We start from the raw sequence: 16,435 nt of genomic DNA on the forward strand, positions 1-16,435 counted from the left end.
ATCTTAAAATGAATATCCTATGCCCAGATTTAAAAAAGCGTTGTTTTGCTGATAGGGCTGAGCAGCAGGATTGGGATTGATGATGAGCGCCGGATTTTGAGGACCGGTATGCATCAGCCTTGCATCGGCTTTGATGACCACATTGGGAATGGGCAGATAGCTGAGCCCGGCAATAAGATGCGACTGGTCTTCGGTACCGTCGGTGATGCCGTTTGCGGGTATGCGTGCGTTCAGGTTCAGTCTTTCATAGCGGGCAAAGACGATCAGCTGCTGTGTTTTCAGACGGTCGCTTTTCGCAGTCTCAAACAGGTTATAGCCCAGCTCCGCATAAGCCCCGTACATCGTTTTTGGCACGTTGGAGGCATAAGCTTTGTTGATGCTCCCGGCGTCGGGGTAGGACACCACCGTGCCCAGCGCCTTTGCAGAGAATCCGCTTTTCATATACTGCAGGTCGGCTTCCCCGAGATAGACGGGGGCGCCGAACATCCCCGAGGGCAGCTGCAGGCTGTCTGCCTGTAACGGACTAAGTCCTACCGTGCCGCCGGCGTAGCCGGATACCTGGAACTTCCAGTCTGAGATAAAGTATTGCAGTGAGGCATTTAGAGCCAGGTTATTGCCCGAGGCCATCTGTCCTTCCGCCCTGCCGTCTGCCAGTCCGTTTCCATGGGTGAACTCAGCGGATTTTAAGCCGTTCATTATGGCTACGCTATAGGCGAGGGGCAGGGTGCTCATCTGCCCATAAAAGCCTATGCCGATTTCCCGCCAGGTAGCGGGAATAACCAGCTGTTCCACCAGGGGCCTTTCCACGCCGTTAAAGTTAATCGGAAGGTGGTTTTCGTTCAGCAGTCCGATACGGGGAAGAAATAACCCGGCCACCAGGTATTGACGGGGGTTGAGGCTGAATTTGAGGTAGGCCTGCTCCATGCCTATTTCTCCCTGCAGCTTCCCGCCTTCCACTTTGGCATTCTCGACTTCAAGCTCTGAAAAGAAAGCGATCTTGTTATTGAACTGATGTCCGACAAACAATACGGCACGATTAAGATTCAGTGTAGAGGTTTTGAAATTAAAATCGCGCTGATAAGAAAGGTCGCCGTAGCCGGAGATCACCGTTCTGGCCTCTCCCGCGTTCCCGCTGGTCAGCAGATCTTCTCCGGTTCCCGATATCATCTGCTGCGCAGGAGTCTGGTGTGGCTGGTGCTTCTGCTCAGTTTGTTGTGCGAAGAGAAATAGCGGTAGACCCGATAGCACACCGCCCAAGAGTAATTTTTTTAGCATCTGAAAATTCCGCTTATTAATATAGGGAGGCAAATCTACCGCAATGGCCTGTGGGACAGTTTACGGGATACGGAAAAAGATTTACGAGATGCGGAAAAGCAGTAACTTTAAAAATAAAAGCCCTTTCATGCCGGAAAAGGTTAATGAGAAAACGGTTTTTTCTTTGCTGGAGGTGATGCGGAGCATACAGAAGACGCTGGAGGGACGTTATACCAGCTCCTTCTGGGTGAAAGCGGAGATGAACAAGCTCAACCACTACTCCCACTCGGGCCATTGCTACCCCGAGCTGGTGGAAAAAAGAGAAGGGAAGGTCATAGCGCAGATCCGGTCTATCCTCTGGAAAGAGGATTATAAGCTGATCGATAAAAGATTTCAACAGGTCCTGAACGAGCCGCTGAGAGATGGTATCAAGATCCTTTTTGCCGCCAGGATAACTTTTGATCCCGTTTACGGTCTTACGCTGCGGATCACGGATATCGACCCGGCCTATACGCTGGGGGATCTTGAGCGGGAAAAGCAGGAAACCCTGATGCAGCTGAAACAGGAAGGGCTGTTCGGCCGGAATAAAATGCTGTCCCTGCCTTTGCTTCCCCAAAGGATTGCGGTGATCTCGGTAGAGACCAGCAAGGGCTACGCAGATTTCCTGCGGGTAATTGATCACAACCCCTGGGGCTACCGCTTTTTTCACCTGCTTTTTCCTGCGTTGCTGCAGGGGGAAAAAGCCGTGGCTTCCATCCGTAGCCAGCTGAAACGTATACAAAAGGTAAAGCATCATTTTGATGTAGTAGCCCTGGTCCGGGGCGGCGGCGGGGATATCGGCCTGTCCTGCTATAACAGCTACCTGCTGTCCCGGGAGATCGCCCTGTTTCCCCTGCCGGTAATTACCGGTATCGGTCATGCTACCAATGAAACCGTCGCAGAGATGATCGCCTTTCAGAATGCCATCACGCCGACCAAGATAGGCGAGTATCTGCTTCAGCGCTTTCATAACTTTGCCGTGCCGTTGCGGCAGGCCGAAGAAAAGATCGCGGAGCGGGCGGCCCGGCTGCTCCGGGAGGAAAAGACCGCCTTCCTTTCCCTGGCCAAATATTTCCGTTCGGTATCGAGGAACCGGCTCAACCGGTATGACCACGAGCTGTACGGGCAAACGGCAACCCTGCTGCAGCAGAGCCGTTTCCGGCTGCAGCGGGAAAAAGAACAACAGGCCGCCGCCATGAGCGGCATCCGGAGAAACGTCGCGCTTTTCCGGCAGCACCAAAGCGGGGCGCTGGAGGCCCTGCAGCGGATCGTGACCAACCTGGATCCGGTGAATGTATTGCGGCGGGGCTACAGCATTACCCGGCTCAACGGCCGGTCCGTAAAAGCGCAGGAGCAGGTAAAGGAAGGCGATATCCTCGAAACACAGTTATTTGACGGCGGGCTTACCAGCAAGGTAACCGCCATCCGGAAGACAGACGATGATGAATGAAGAAATAAACTATACCGAAGCTTTTGCCAGATTGCAAACCATCGTGGCGGAGATCGAAGCCGGCGAGATATCGGTGGATGAGCTTTCCGAAAAGGTCAGGCATGCCGTGGCGCTGATCAAGGTATGTAAGTCCCGGCTTTCTTCTACGGAAGAAGAAGTGGATAAAATATTGCGGGAGCTGGATGCCGCTACGGGCGCTTCAGCGGAGGCCGGCGCAGAAGGGAGGTAATGTGTAAAAGGAAACGGCCTGACAGCAATTGCCGTCAAGCCGTTCCGGGTCCTCTTTTGGGGGTATCTTAATGCTTATCCCACCAGTTCCGGATTCCCTGGGTGTCGCCGCCCATGTGCTCCACGGCGGTCTGCAGATTGGCGCCGTTGGTGCTGGTTTCCGAAGCGGGGTAGGTAAGCCTTGTGGGCACATCTTTTACATTGGGGTCCAGCGAGCCGGCCCGGGGCGCGACGAACAGCGGCGTGCCGTCGGGCTTTTTGAAATCGAGCCGCAGCCGTTCAAACCAGGACTGTAGCCCCTGCATGTACATGGCAATCCATTTCTGGGTGCCGATAATATTTTTCCAGTTGTCTGAACTATAGCTCAGCGTATCCGCGTATTGCGTTGCAGCCTGCTCGTCCATCGGCTCCAGGCTGATCTTTTCCCAGAAGCTGAAATTGTTCCGGATGGCCTTCCGGAAATGCTCTTCTGCCGAGCCGCCGACCTGCATGCCGCGCTCTACGGCTTCGGCCAGCAGAAACTCTACTTCGGAAGAGGTCATCAGGATGCCCGGAAAAGCAGCGGAGTAGACTGTGGTGCCGGGTTGCGAATAGTCGTTGATCTCACTCGCCGAATTGGTGCCGAGCCCATAAATCTTTCCGATGTAAGTACCGGTAGCGCGCGCCTTCCGGGCATAGACGGGCAGCCGCGGATCGTTGAGGGAATCCAGGTAGTCCACCATCGTTTTGCTGAGCACGAACTCAATAGGCTCTTTGTCGGCATTGTTATACGGAAAGCGGTTGGTGGCGTCTTCGGTATAGAGATAAAGGGCATCGTCTTCCGGCCCCTGCATCACCCCGGCCTTTACCGCCGCTTCAACGGCTGTTTTGGCGGCCGATGGATTGGCGTCGGCCATGCGCATGGCTATACGCAGCTTCAGGGAGTTGGCCAGCTTTTTCCATTTTGAAACGTCGCCCTGGTAAATATTATCGCCTGTGGTAAAGCTGGGCTGGGCGGGATCCAGCGCTGCGGCGTCGGTATCCAGCCGTTTCAAAAGGGCCGTATAAATGCTGTCAGCATGATCATATTTGGGAGTAGGGTTATCGTCGTTTTTGATGGTTTCCGAGTAAGGGATATCGCCAAAAGCGTCGGTGAGGAAATGATAGATCCACACTTCGAGGATATCGGCAATGGCGTTCTGATTTTTGAGGGTAGGTGTTTCATCCAGCTCCGCATTTGTTCTTTTCACCTCTTCCAGGTTCTGCAGTCCCTGGTTGTATTCGCTCCAGAGGGTGGTGGTGGAGGTAGCGTCCAGCTGGTACTGGCTGTTGGACTCCTTATCGGTAGCCGACCAGTACTGGGCATAGTGCATGCCTACGCGGTTATTGACATAGGTAAAGTACAGCTCATCCATGCTCAGCTTTTCGCCGGCCAGCAGGGACTGGTCGGTTGTCACGCGTGAGGGATGCACCGGGTCTGTATTCAGCTCGTCGAACTTTGAGCAGGAGGCTGCAGCCAGCCCCAGCGGTATGCAGATAAGATATTTCCACTTTTTTATCATCGTCATAAGTTTTTGATCATGCATTAAAATCCGACGTTCAGGTTCAGACCGAAGGATCGTACCGAGGGCAGCGCCCCTCCTTCCAGACCCTGTATATTGCCCGATCCGTTGGCGATATTGGAGGGATCCACATTGGGGGCGTTTTTGCTGATCAGCCAGAGGTTTCGTCCATAGAGATAAAAAGCGATGTTTTCCGCGCCGATCTTATCCGCCCAGCTTTTCGGGAGGTTGTATCCAAGCTTTACTTCCCGCAGATAAACGTAGCTGGCATCATAGACGTTTGCGCTGTTGATGACCTTTCCGAAATCGTTCTTGAAATAATCCTTGGCCGCCATGGTAGTCTGGTAAGGCGTGCCGTCTGCCAGCACTCCTTCTACGGTAACGCCGTCTTCCCGCACGTTGTTTTTAGCGGTTTCGTCCAGCAGCCCTGAGAAGAGACCGTACATGTTGGTATAAGAAAAGAATTTACCGCCCTGCTGGAAATCCACCAGCGCACTCAGACTGAAGTTCTTGTAGGTGAAGTTGGTGCTGACGCCTCCTGTATAATCGGGATACACGCTGCCCAGCGGAACGGGCTCGTCGGTGGGCGTATAGTTGCCTGCCGAGTCCATTACCGGTTTCCCGTTGATCCGTTTGTAGTCGTATCCCACAAGCGTACCCAGAGAGTAGCCGGTCTTGGCCACCACCGATACGGCGTTCAGCCGTCGTTCCGTGCCGATGATCACCTGGGGTACCTCGATGCCGTTGAAAGCGAGGCCCAGCACCTTGTTCTCGTTTTTGGCCAGGTTCAGGTTGAGCGTCCAGGTAAAGTCTTTTGTCCGTACCGGCGATCCTTCAAGGTGGACTTCCACACCCCGGTTCCTTACCCGGCCTGCATTGACGAGCCAGGTGGCAAAGCCGGTAGAGGGCGAAACGTTTACGGGGATGATCTGGTCCCGCGTGATACGGTTGTAAGCAGCCACATCCAGCCCGATACGGTTGTCCAGGAAGTTCAGCTGCAGCCCTACTTCCTGCTCGGTGGTCCGTTCCGGCTTCAGGTTGGGGTTACGTTTTGTAGGGTCCACGCTGATCATCGTCTGCCCGTTCAGCAGTATGGGATTGCCGAAGATGTTGTAGACGTTGAAGGCGGAGGCATCCGTACCAACCACGGCATAGCTGCCGCGCAGCTTACCGAAGGAAAGCCAGGTCCAGTTTTTCAGCCATTCGGAAAAGACGATGGAAGCGGAAACGGAGGGATAGAAGAAGGAGCGGCTGTCCGCCGGGAGGGTGGAGGACCAGTCGTTCCGTCCGGTGGCTTCCAGGAATACGGTATTCTTATAGCCCAGGTTTACATCGGCAAACAGGGAATTGATCTGCGAGCGCGGCATGCCGGGATAAAGCAGGGGCGCGGATAAGGAGTTGCTGAGGGTATACAGTCCGGGGACGACCAGGCCTCCGCTGGTAAGCCCGGAGAGGGTGTTCATGGTCTGCTTCATGATATTTCCGCCTGCGGTGGCATCCAGTGAGAAGTCCTCGCTGAGCTTCGGGTTGGCGGTAACCAGCAGCTGGTAGTTCATCTCCCGGAAGTCGATGGTATTGCGGGCATAGCTGCCGGGAAGATAATCCTTGGCCGTCCTTTCTTCCTGGAGCGTATTATAGCTGTCCATCATGACCTTCCCCGAGATGTTGAGCCAGTCGATGGGTTTGTAGTCCAGCCCGGCAAAGCCATAATACCGGTTGCGCTGATCGCTTTCGTACTCTTCATACCGTTCCCAGTAAGGGTTGCCTGCGGAGGCGGGAGATGGATCGTCGAAGGCATGCCGGTTCCAGGTGATCTGGGAACCATCCGCATATTTATAGTCCTTCATTTTGTTCATGTCGAGCTGCCGTTGTCCGTACATGCTGAACTGTTCCATGATGTTTTGTCCCGAGAAGCCGGTGCCGGGCCGGCCGGTGGCGCCCGTATTCGCATAATTAAAAGAGGCGGAGGCGGTCAGGTTGTCAAGGATTTCGTAGCTGCCGCGAAGGGAGATGTTGTCGCGGTGCAGCTTTGAATGCGGCAGTATGAATTTCTGCCGCATATCGCCAAAGGATATACGTACGCTTCCCTTGTCGAAGTCGTTGCCGGCGCTGATGTTGTTGGATACGGTGAGGCCGGGTGTAAAGAAGTTGCGCGCGTTGTCCGGGTGCGGAGACCACGGCGCCGTTTTTCCGAAGTCCGGATTATTCTTGTCTTTGTCGAACGACCAGTACGGTCGCACCAGCTGCCCTTTCATTTCCGGTCCCCAGGACTCGTCTACCGCATATTCCGGCAGCAGGTCATAGGCGCCCAGCGCGGGATCGTGGTAGGCGGCATCTTTTTCACTGAGGAACTGCTCGGGGTTTTTATTATAGAAAAGCGTATCGAAGTCGGGAGAGCTGCCTCCGCCGTACCGGTTCTGGTATTTAGGCAGGATGTAGACGCGGTCTGTCTGTATATTAAGGCTGTAATTAACGCCAAAATGCCCGCCGTTGCCGCCTTTTTTGGTGGTGATGAGCACTACGCCGTTGGCCCCGCGGGTGCCGTAAAGCGCGGTAGCGGCCGCTCCTTTCAGCACGGAGATGGTCTCAATATCATCCGGGTTAATATCCTGGCTGGGGTTCCCGTAATCGTAGCCGCCCCCGCCGATCTGCTGGTTGACGCTGTTGGAGTTGAAGTTGCTGAAGGGTACGCCGTCTACGACAAACAGCGCGTTGTTATCCCCGAGGATGGACTTTTGTCCGCGTATGGTTATCTTGGAAGACCCTCCCATGGACCCGGTGTTGGTATTGATCTGCACACCGGCGATCTTACCGTTCAGGGCGTTGACGAAGTTTACTTCTTTGGCTTGCTGCACCGCCTGCCCGCTGACCTCCTGGATGGCATAGCCTACGGAGCGCTGGTTTTTCTGCATCCCCAGCGCCGCTTTGACGACCACCGTTTTAAGGGTCTGCGTTTTTCCGCCCTGCATGGTTATGGTGATGCTGGTATCTGTACCGACGGTTGTGCTGGTAGAGTCCAGGCCGATGGCTTTTGCAACAAGGACAGTGCCGGGCGCCGCCTGCAGGGTAAAGCTGCCGTTCTGATCCGCAACGGCGCCTTTTTCGGTACCCTTGACCTGTACGGTGGCGGCAGGTACGGCTTTGCCGTCGGGCGACACTACCTTACCACGAATGGTTTGTGCGGCAACGGTACCGGATAAGCAAAGGCATAAAAAAAACAGGAGTGCATGTTTCCGCTTCATGTAGCATTGGTTTTTCGCGGTATCCGGACAAAGCGCCTGTTGACGCAAGGGAAAACCGCGCAGGGGGGCATGCAGGGAATAAGGCTTTCATACTACTCGGTTTGTTGGATACCCGGTTCGATAAAAAGGGCAAATACTATTTGTGAAGGGGATGGATAGGGCCTGTCACATGTATGTGATATGCAAGAAAAAATTGTGCCGGAAATTGCAAATTAACGAGGCAGAACAATGATTTTTAGGCAAAATACAGCATGTTCCTGCATGAGTAAAGCTGTATCTTGCCGCAAACGGGCAGTCGCCGCCCCTGGTGGCGGAGATAAGGAGAGAAGAGCACGGCGAAGGTCAGCCGGCCTTGAAGAGGGATTGTACCTGGAAGTTGACCGCGTAAAGCTTGATCTGTTTCAGGATGGATAACGCGCTTTCGAATTTTGCAGCGGGCAGATATTTATGCAGCCTGATCTCATTCAGCACATACATATCGGCATTGGCGATCTCCTTGGGCGAATGCCCGGACAATATCTGGATGAACATGCTCAGCAGTCCCTTGTCCAGCGGCGTATCGCCGTCTGCGGTATAAAATACCTTGTCGTTCTGGTAAGCGGCGTGCAGCCATACCCGGGGGTTGCATCCCCGGATGAGGTGCTGCTCCGTTTTGTATTGGGTATCGATCAGCGGGAGCTCTTTACCCAGGCGGGTGATATACCTGAAATACCGGAACCGGTTCATCTTATCGAGGAAAAGGTCGAATTCTTCGATGATCTTATCCTGCAGCCTGTTGATGTCCATTGCGCTACTGTTTGTGTTGGTGATCGGATGCACAAACCTACTTACCCTTAACGGTGTGTAAAAATAGGGAAATCGGGCCCACCATCGTTCCGTTGTCTCCGAATTTTGGCTGATTTGTAATGAACCGGAAAAAAAGTGTAATGAAAATTGTCAGATTGCCGGCGGGTGGGGCGGGAAGCGTAGCGTCGGAACCGTCCGGGACCTCCGCAAATCCGGATATGGACCCGGTGACACGGAAAATCCGGGCAGCCCAGTATAGGGCAGGATGGTTGTTGTGTTCCTGAGGATTAACTTTCGGACTTTTTATATATTTACCTCCAAATCCCTGCTAATTGCCTACTTCTACCTCAGACAACGAAAAAGAACTGCTGATGCAGGTCACCGGGGGCGACGAGGCTGCTTTTACGCAGCTCTTCCATGCTTACCATCAGAAACTCGGCGCTTATGTATTTCGCCTGACAGGATCTGTCGACGCAGCTGAGGAAATCGTTCAGGAAACATTTGTAAAGGTATGGGCCAAACGCCGGCTGCTCGCAAATGTGGACAATTTCGGGGCCTACCTGTATATGACTTCGCGAAATCATGCCCTGAACTGTCTGCGGCAGCAGGCAAAGGAACGGGCCAGAAGCTATTACTATGTATTGAACTACAGTGAAATATATGATGAGCACAGCAGCGAAGACCCGGTGTTTGGTGTGGATCGTTATGTGCTCATTGACCAGGCTGTGGCAGAGCTGCCTCCCCAGCAGCAGAAGGTTTATCTGCTGAGCCGCCGGGCCGGTCTGAAGCAGGGAGAAATAGCCAGCCGCATGAGCCTGTCCCGGGAAACCGTAAAGAAATACCTGAAACTGGCTGTCCGGTCGATCTCCAACTACCTCCGTACCCATGGCGATTTCTCCCTGATATTTCTCCTGGCGCTCGGCAGTCTGAAATTTTTTTGCTGAACGATACCCCCTTTTTGCTGTTTCCGGTGTCTCTTACCTGGGAAATGTTCCGGAGCAGCTGTTTATTTCCAAATATGACTTATGAATACCGACCATAAAAGGCTGGCTTACTTATTCAGACGTTATTTTAGCCAGACGGTTACTGCGGAAGAAGAGCAGGAGCTGATGGATCTGATCAGCAGGGACGGGCATACGGAAGAGCTGAAAGCGCTCATGGATGAAGCCTGGGCGACATATAAGACGGATATGCCGCTTTTTTCTCCCGGACAGAGCGATGCCATGCTGCACCGCATTATGCAAGAAAAGGAAAACGGAGAAGAGACGGCAGTGCGGTCCCGCAAAGGCGAAGGAAAGCGTATCCGATGGCTCAGAGCAGCTGCTGTGGCAGCCCTGCTCATCCTGCCCGCTGCCGGAGGCTTTATATTATGGCAGCGTGCGCGCAACCCCCTGAAAACTCCGGTTGCATCCCGGACGATGCCGCCCGGTGACGATATTGCGCCGGGTAGTAATAAAGCGGTGCTTGTGTTGGCAAACGGCACAAGCATCCCCCTGGACAGCAGCGGGAATGGCCTGCTGACCCGGCAGGGGAGTACCCGGGTGCTGAAGCTCAGGGGCGGGCAACTGGCTTATGAAGCCCAGGGTGAAAAACGTAAGGCTTCGGACGAAGTCAGCTTTAATACGCTGACCACGCCCCCCGGAGGAGAATATCAGGTTGTTTTGCCTGACAACAGCAAGGTATGGCTGAATGCTGCTTCCTCTCTGCGTTTTCCAACCGCCTTTACGACGGGGAAGCGGGAAGTCGAGCTGACGGGAGAGGCTTATTTTGAGGTGGCTGAAGACAAGGACCGGCCCTTTGAAGTGAAGGTGAACGACATGCACGTTAAAGTGCTCGGCACTCATTTCAACGTCATGGCTTACGGAGACGAATCATCCGTAAAAACCACCCTGCTGGAGGGGGGCGTGAAGGTCAGCCAGGGCGAGACGGAAGCCTTGCTGAAGCCCGGGCAGCAGGCGGATCTCGATAAGTCCGCCCGGCATATCCGGATCAGGAAAGCGGATATGGAGGAAGTCATGGCCTGGAAGGAAGGACTCTTTCATTTTGACGGGGACGATCTCCCCAGCATCATGAGAAAAATAGCCCGGTGGTATGATATGGAGGTCAGCTATGAGGAAGGTCTTCCTGCCGGACATTTTACCGGTGTGATCAGCCGGGATAATAACCTTGCTCAGGTATTAAAAGTGCTGGAGCTGAGCGGAATACATTTCTCTATTGAAGGCAGGACGATCAGGGTGAAACAATAAGCAATTTTTTACCGGAGCATAAGGAGCAGATATCATAATAAAAATAAAAGATGGAAAACTTAAGGCCTCCCTGAGCCTGTGTCATGGGAAAGACATAAAAGAAACCGTTCCGGCTGGTACCCGGAACGGCGGACTTGGGCTTGCCCCGTGTTATCTCATCCGTGAAGAATGATCAACAGATTATCCAAACCCAATAATGCAAAGGTATGCAATTAAAATTCCTGTGTGTCTATGGCAGACATTTACCTGACATCTTCTCTCTCAAAAGGCTGCTGATAATGAAACTGGTCATCATCCTGATGGCGGCGACCTGTATGCAGGTGAGCGCCAGATCAAACGCCCAGAATATTAGCCTTTCTGGCCGTCATGTCTCGCTGGAAAAGATTTTCCGGGAGATCAGGAAACAGACGGGATACGATTTCTTTTATAAGAACGAACTTTTACGGCTGGCGCATCCCGTTAACGTAAACGTTAGGGATATCTCATTAAAGGAGGCCCTGGACGCCTGTTTCAAAGATCAGCCGCTGAGTTATTCGTTAGTGGGGAAAACCATAGTGGTCAAGGAAAGGCCAAAGCAGCCCGCTCCCCCTTCAAAAATCCCGGAAGCAATAATTAAAAAGGCAGATATAGAGGTCACCGGGTTGGTTACCGACAGCAGCGGCGCCCCGATGCCGGGTGTGACAGTATACCTGAAGAGTAACAAAAGTGTCGGTACGGCTACCGACCCGAACGGCCGGTATATCCTCGAAGTACCGGACAACGCCACGCTGGTGTTCAGCATGATCGGTTTTGAAAGCCAGGAAGTGCCGGTAGCCGGAAAAAAGACGATTAATATCAGATTGCTGCCGGCCTCCACACAGTTGGGAGAAACCGTAGTGACTGCTTTTGAGACCCATCAGAACAAAGCCGATATGGTGGGTTCGGTAACTTCCATCAGTGCCGACGACCTGGCAAAAAACCCTTCCAGTAACCTGACCACATCCTTAGCCGGGCGGGCGGCAGGATTGATCGCTTTTCAGCGAAGCGGCGAGCCGGGACAAGACAATGCCAACTTTTTTATACGTGGTGTTACCACATTCGGATATAAAACGGATCCCCTGATCCTGATTGACGGAGTAGAACTGACGGCAACAGACCTGGCCCGTATTCAACCGGACGATATCGCCAGCTTCTCTATATTAAAAGATGCCACTGCAACGGCGGTATATGGGGCACGGGGCGCTAACGGTGTCATACTGGTAACCACAAAACAAGGTGCTGTAGGCAAAGCCAAGCTTTCGTTCCGGCTTGAGAACTCCATATCAGCGCCTACACGGAATGTGCAGATAGCGGACCCGGTTACCTATATGAAGATGTATAATGAAGCTATCGTAACCCGCGATCCGTTTGGTGTGCCGCTTTATTCTGAAGATAAGATAGCCAATACGGAAGCCGGCACCAATCCGATTGCCTATCCTGCCAATGACTGGCAAAAGCTGTTGTTTAAGGATTACACGACAACAAGACGGATCAACCTGAACGTGAGCGGCGGGGGCGGTGTGGCCAGGTATTTTGTTTCCGGCTCGTATGACCGGGACAATGGTCTGATGAATGTCGATCACCGCAATAATTTTAATAATAATATTAAGCTGAATAGCTATACCCTCCGGACGAACGTAAACATTACCCTGACAAAGACCACCGAGCTGAGTGCCCGGCTGAGCGGTAATTTTGATGATTACACCGGTCCCATATCCGGTGGTGCAGCCATGTACAATGAAATTATGCATTCTAATCCTGTGCTGTTTCCTCCTTATTATCCAACCGATTCCGCTCATCAGTATGTGAAACACATCATGTTTGGAAATTATACCGCAAGAAGCGGAAGTGGAGTGGGCTATTCCAATCCTTATGCAGACATGGTGAAAGGCTATAAGAATTACTCCCGGTCACTAATGCAGGCACAGCTCGAATTGAAACAGGATTTTTCCTTCCTGACGGAAGGACTGTCAACAAGGATCATGGGATATACCTACCGGCAGTCTTACTTTGATGTGGTCCGGGCCTATTCTCCTTTCTATTATCAATTGGACAGTTACGATAAATTGACGGACACCTATGCGATTTCCAATCTAAATGAAGAAGGGGGTACGGAGTACCTGGGATATAATCAGAGCCGGCCGGATGTTTCCTCTTCCTTTTATATGGAGGCGATGGTTGATTACAACCGCACATTCAAGGAAAATCACGGTATCAGCGGCATGGTGATTTATCAGATGAGAAGCAATCAATCAAGTGCCCAGGGTGATCTCCAGCAATCTCTCCCGTTCCGGAACTTAGGGACTTCAGGCAGGTTGACTTACAATTATGACAAACGTTATTATGCGGAATTTGATTTTGGCTACAACGGATCGGAGCGGTTTGCCGCCAACCATCGCTATGGATTTTTCCCCTCTTACGGCTTAGCGTGGACCGTCTCCAATGAAAAATTCTTTAAGTCCATAAAACCGGTGATCTCCAATTTGCGGTTGCGGGGAACCTACGGAATTATCGGGAACGACGCCATTGGCTCTCCGCAAGACCGTTTCTTTTATATATCCAATGTGAATATGAATGATGGCGACAAGGGGGCCACTTTTGGAGGTACTTCTTCGACCGAAAGCACTTATTCTTTGAATGGTATTACGGTTTCAAGATATGCTAATCAGGATATCACCTGGGAGACCTCAACCGAAAAAAACATTGCCATAGACATCGGCCTGTTTGACGATCTGAGCATTACAGCAGAATTCTATTCACAATACCGCGATCACATCCTGATGACCCGGTCGATACCCTTATCGATGGGGCTGTCCGCCGCGAGCAGGGCGAATGTCGGTGAAGCCTCGGGAAAGGGTACGGATATTTCGTTGGAGTACAACAAGTATTTTTCCAATGGGTTTTGGCTTCAGGCAATGGGGAACTTTACTTATGCCACCAGCAAGTACAGGGTCTTCGAAGAGCCGCATTATGACGAGCCCTACCGTTATCACGTGGGACATTCTCTTTCCCAGACCTACGGTTATATTGCAGAACGGTTGTTTGTGGATGAAAAAGATGTCGAGAATTCACCCCGGCAAAATTTTGGTGAATACGGCGCCGGTGATGTGAAATACCTGGATGTGAACCGCGACGGAGAGATTACCGAGGCCGACATGGTTCCTATCGGCTATCCGACCACACCTGAAATTGTCTATGGCTTTGGTTTTTCAGCCGGATATAAAGGCTTTGATATATCTGCCTTTTTCCAGGGCTTGTCCAATGAAGCTTTCTGGATAAATGTTAAACCTTATGACCCTGCTACAAATACCGGATCAACCATTCCGTTTGCCAGTGATGGTGAGGTATTGCAGGCCTATGCGGATAGCTATTGGTCGGAAGATCACAGGGATGTCAATGCGCTTTGGCCCAGATTAAGTCCCGCAGGCAGCTCAAATAATTTCCAACCCAGCACCTGGTTTATGCGGAACGGCGCCTTTTTGCGACTGAAGCAGTTGGAAATAGGTTATTCTCTTCCCAAGAGCATTCAGAAAAAGCTCCATATGTCCAGGCTTCGTATTTACGCGAACGCCAGTAACCTGTTTACCATCAGCAAATTTAAAATGTGGGATGTGGAAATGGGGGGCAACGGAATGGGCTATCCTATACAACGGGTATTCAATTTAGGTCTGAACCTGGACATTAATTAAAAAGCATCTTCGATATGAAAAACTACATCAATATAATTATTGGTTTGGCGGTTGTCTTATTTATGATGACCTCCTGTGAAAAGTATCTGGATATATTGCCGGATAACACGGCGACGCTTGACAACGCCTTTGCCATGCGTTCAGAGGCAAAAAAGTATCTGTTTACCTGCTATTCTTATATGCCCAAAAGCGGAAACATAGATGATGATCCGGCCATGCAGGGGGGAGATGAGATCTGGCGGATCCTTTACAGGAGGAATGGCTTTACGGATATGGCCAGAGGGCTGCAAAATAAGGTCAGCCCGATTGGTGACAAGTGGGATGCCTTGTATAAAGGGTTGCGGGATTGCCATATCTTCCTCGACAATATCGGCAAAGTGCCCGATATGCTGGATGTGGAAAAGAAGCAATGGATCGCTGAGGTGAAGTTTCTGATTGCTTATTATCATTTTTATCTGGTGAAGATGTACGGACCGGTGCCGTTGGTCAAGGAAAACCTGCCGATCGATGCCTCTCCGGACCAGGTACAGGTATCCCGGGACCCGGTTGATTCCTGCTTTAATTACATTGTGCAGCTCCTTGATGAGGCTGCACCGGATCTGCAGCTTGTACCCCAGGACCCGCAACAGGAGAACGGGAGGATTACGCAGCCGGTAGCCGCTGCATTTAAGGCTGAAGTACTGACCTATGCGGCTAGCCCGCTTTTCAACGGCAACACAGATGAAGCCGGTCTTAAAAACGCCGACGGCACCCAGCTTTTTAATCAGACTTTTTCCAAAGCCAAATGGGATTCCGCTGCCGCCGCCTGTAAAAAAGCGATCGGGATCTGTGAATCGGCCGGAATGAAATTATATGACTATCAGGACAGAAACGGGTCAAATTATAACCAGTATCATCTTTCCGATACCATCCTCAGGCAGTTGACTATCCGCAACAGCATGTGTGAGAAGTGGAACAGCGGCATTATCTGGGCCAATACCCAAAGCTTTGCCAGCGTGCAAGGTATTGCTTTGCCCATGATGGATGTTTCCCGTACGGAAAACCATGTACCCCGGGGAGAACTGTCCCCGCCCTTAAAGATTGCCGAGATGTTTTATACCCGGCATGGTGTCCCCATCGATGAAGATAAAGAATGGAATTACAGCGGCAGGCATAAATTACGTACTGCTGAAGAGGGCGACGCCCTGTATATTCACAGGGGTTATACTACGGCTTCCCTGAATTTCGACAGGGAGCCCCGGTTCTATGCCGATCTGGGTTTCGATGGCAGTGTCTGGTACGGACAGGGCCGGTACGATGATTCCAGCCCTTCAGATCTGTTCTATGTGCAGGCTAAATTCGGACAGATCGATGCGTTGCAATTTGATCGGGGCAGTATAACAGGCTACTTTATAAAAAAGTTTATACATTTTGAAAATGTAGTAGAAGCAGGAACAACTTATTCGATACATAATTATCCCTGGCCCCTTATGCGGTTAAGCGGCTTATACCTGCTGTATGCTGAAGCCCTGAATGAATCAGAAGGACCCGGACCGGAGGTGTATCGCTATCTGAACCTCGTTCGCCAACAGGCCGGTCTGCCATCCGTGCAATCTGCATGGGATGAGTATGCTATCAATCCGGATGAATATAAGACGCAAAATGGATTAAGGAAGATCATCCACCGGGAGCGAATGATCGAATTGGCTTTTGAAGGACAGCGGTTTTGGGATCTGCGTCGTTGGAAAGAGGCTGCTCAGACGTTGAATGCTCCTATCCAGGGATGGGACGGCCAGCAGAAAGAAGCAGAAGATTATTACCGGATTGTCACTGTCTTTAACCAAACATTCGGATCAAAAGATTATTTCTGGCCTATCGTTGACAGGGAGATCACAGCCAACAGGAATTTGGTGCAGAATTTAGGATGGTAGGTATTCCAAGGCAATCATTATCATACTTATTT

The 16,435-nt window shown here is 51.8% G+C and carries 10 protein-coding genes; 6 read left to right on the forward strand and 4 right to left on the reverse strand.

The features are described 5' to 3' along the window. Positions 1-3: 3 nt before the first annotated feature. A complete protein-coding gene (locus tag ABD851_RS10095) occupies positions 4-1,275 on the reverse strand; it encodes a porin family protein (RefSeq protein ID WP_344978782.1) in 1,272 nt (423 codons plus the stop codon). Positions 1,276-1,402: 127 nt separating this feature from the next. Between ABD851_RS10095 and xseA the strand changes: the two genes are divergently transcribed. After that, the gene (gene xseA, locus ABD851_RS10100; RefSeq protein WP_344978784.1) at positions 1,403-2,743 is read left to right on the forward strand and encodes an exodeoxyribonuclease VII large subunit; all 1,341 of its coding nucleotides are present in this window, start codon (positions 1,403-1,405) and stop codon (positions 2,741-2,743) included. Continuing rightward, the gene (gene xseB, locus ABD851_RS10105) at positions 2,736-2,972 is read left to right on the forward strand and encodes an exodeoxyribonuclease VII small subunit (protein WP_344978786.1); all 237 of its coding nucleotides are present in this window, start codon (positions 2,736-2,738) and stop codon (positions 2,970-2,972) included. Before xseA ends, xseB begins: the two co-directional genes overlap by 8 nt. Positions 2,973-3,039: 67 nt before the next feature. Here the strand turns inward: xseB and ABD851_RS10110 are convergent, their stop codons facing one another. From ABD851_RS10110 to ABD851_RS10120, 3 genes are all read right to left on the reverse strand, one after another. Continuing rightward, entirely contained in the window at positions 3,040-4,512 is a 1,473-nt protein-coding gene (locus tag ABD851_RS10110; RefSeq protein ID WP_344978788.1) for a SusD/RagB family nutrient-binding outer membrane lipoprotein, read from the reverse strand. A 23-nt stretch (positions 4,513-4,535) separates the two neighbouring features. Further along, positions 4,536-7,754: a SusC/RagA family TonB-linked outer membrane protein gene (locus ABD851_RS10115; RefSeq protein WP_344978790.1), complete on the reverse strand. Its 3,219-nt coding sequence runs from the start codon at positions 7,752-7,754 to the stop codon at positions 4,536-4,538. Between the two features lie 342 nt (positions 7,755-8,096). After that, a complete protein-coding gene (locus ABD851_RS10120; protein ID WP_344978792.1) occupies positions 8,097-8,540 on the reverse strand; it encodes a SufE family protein in 444 nt (147 codons plus the stop codon). A 332-nt stretch (positions 8,541-8,872) separates the two neighbouring features. Between ABD851_RS10120 and ABD851_RS10125 the strand changes: the two genes are divergently transcribed. The 4 genes from ABD851_RS10125 (at position 8,873) to ABD851_RS10140 (ending at position 16,403) form a co-directional block, all read left to right on the forward strand. Further along, complete coding sequence (locus ABD851_RS10125; RefSeq protein ID WP_344978794.1) at positions 8,873-9,484, forward strand: RNA polymerase sigma factor; 612 nt, start codon at positions 8,873-8,875, stop codon at positions 9,482-9,484. Positions 9,485-9,565: 81 nt separating this feature from the next. Then, positions 9,566-10,786, forward strand: coding sequence for a FecR family protein (locus tag ABD851_RS10130; protein ID WP_344978796.1), 1,221 nt, complete (start codon positions 9,566-9,568; stop codon positions 10,784-10,786). Between the two features lie 278 nt (positions 10,787-11,064). Beyond that, on the forward strand, positions 11,065-14,493 hold the full coding sequence (locus tag ABD851_RS10135) for a TonB-dependent receptor (protein WP_344978798.1): 3,429 nt from the start codon (positions 11,065-11,067) through the stop codon (positions 14,491-14,493). Positions 14,494-14,507: 14 nt separating this feature from the next. Next, positions 14,508-16,403 (forward strand): RagB/SusD family nutrient uptake outer membrane protein, encoded by a 1,896-nt coding sequence (locus ABD851_RS10140; protein WP_344978800.1) that lies wholly within the window; start codon positions 14,508-14,510, stop codon positions 16,401-16,403. The last annotated feature ends 32 nt before the right edge of the window (positions 16,404-16,435 follow it).

Origin of the sequence: Compostibacter hankyongensis, assembly GCF_039541075.1 — a bacterium.
GTDB lineage: Bacteria > Bacteroidota > Bacteroidia > Chitinophagales > Chitinophagaceae > Compostibacter > Compostibacter hankyongensis.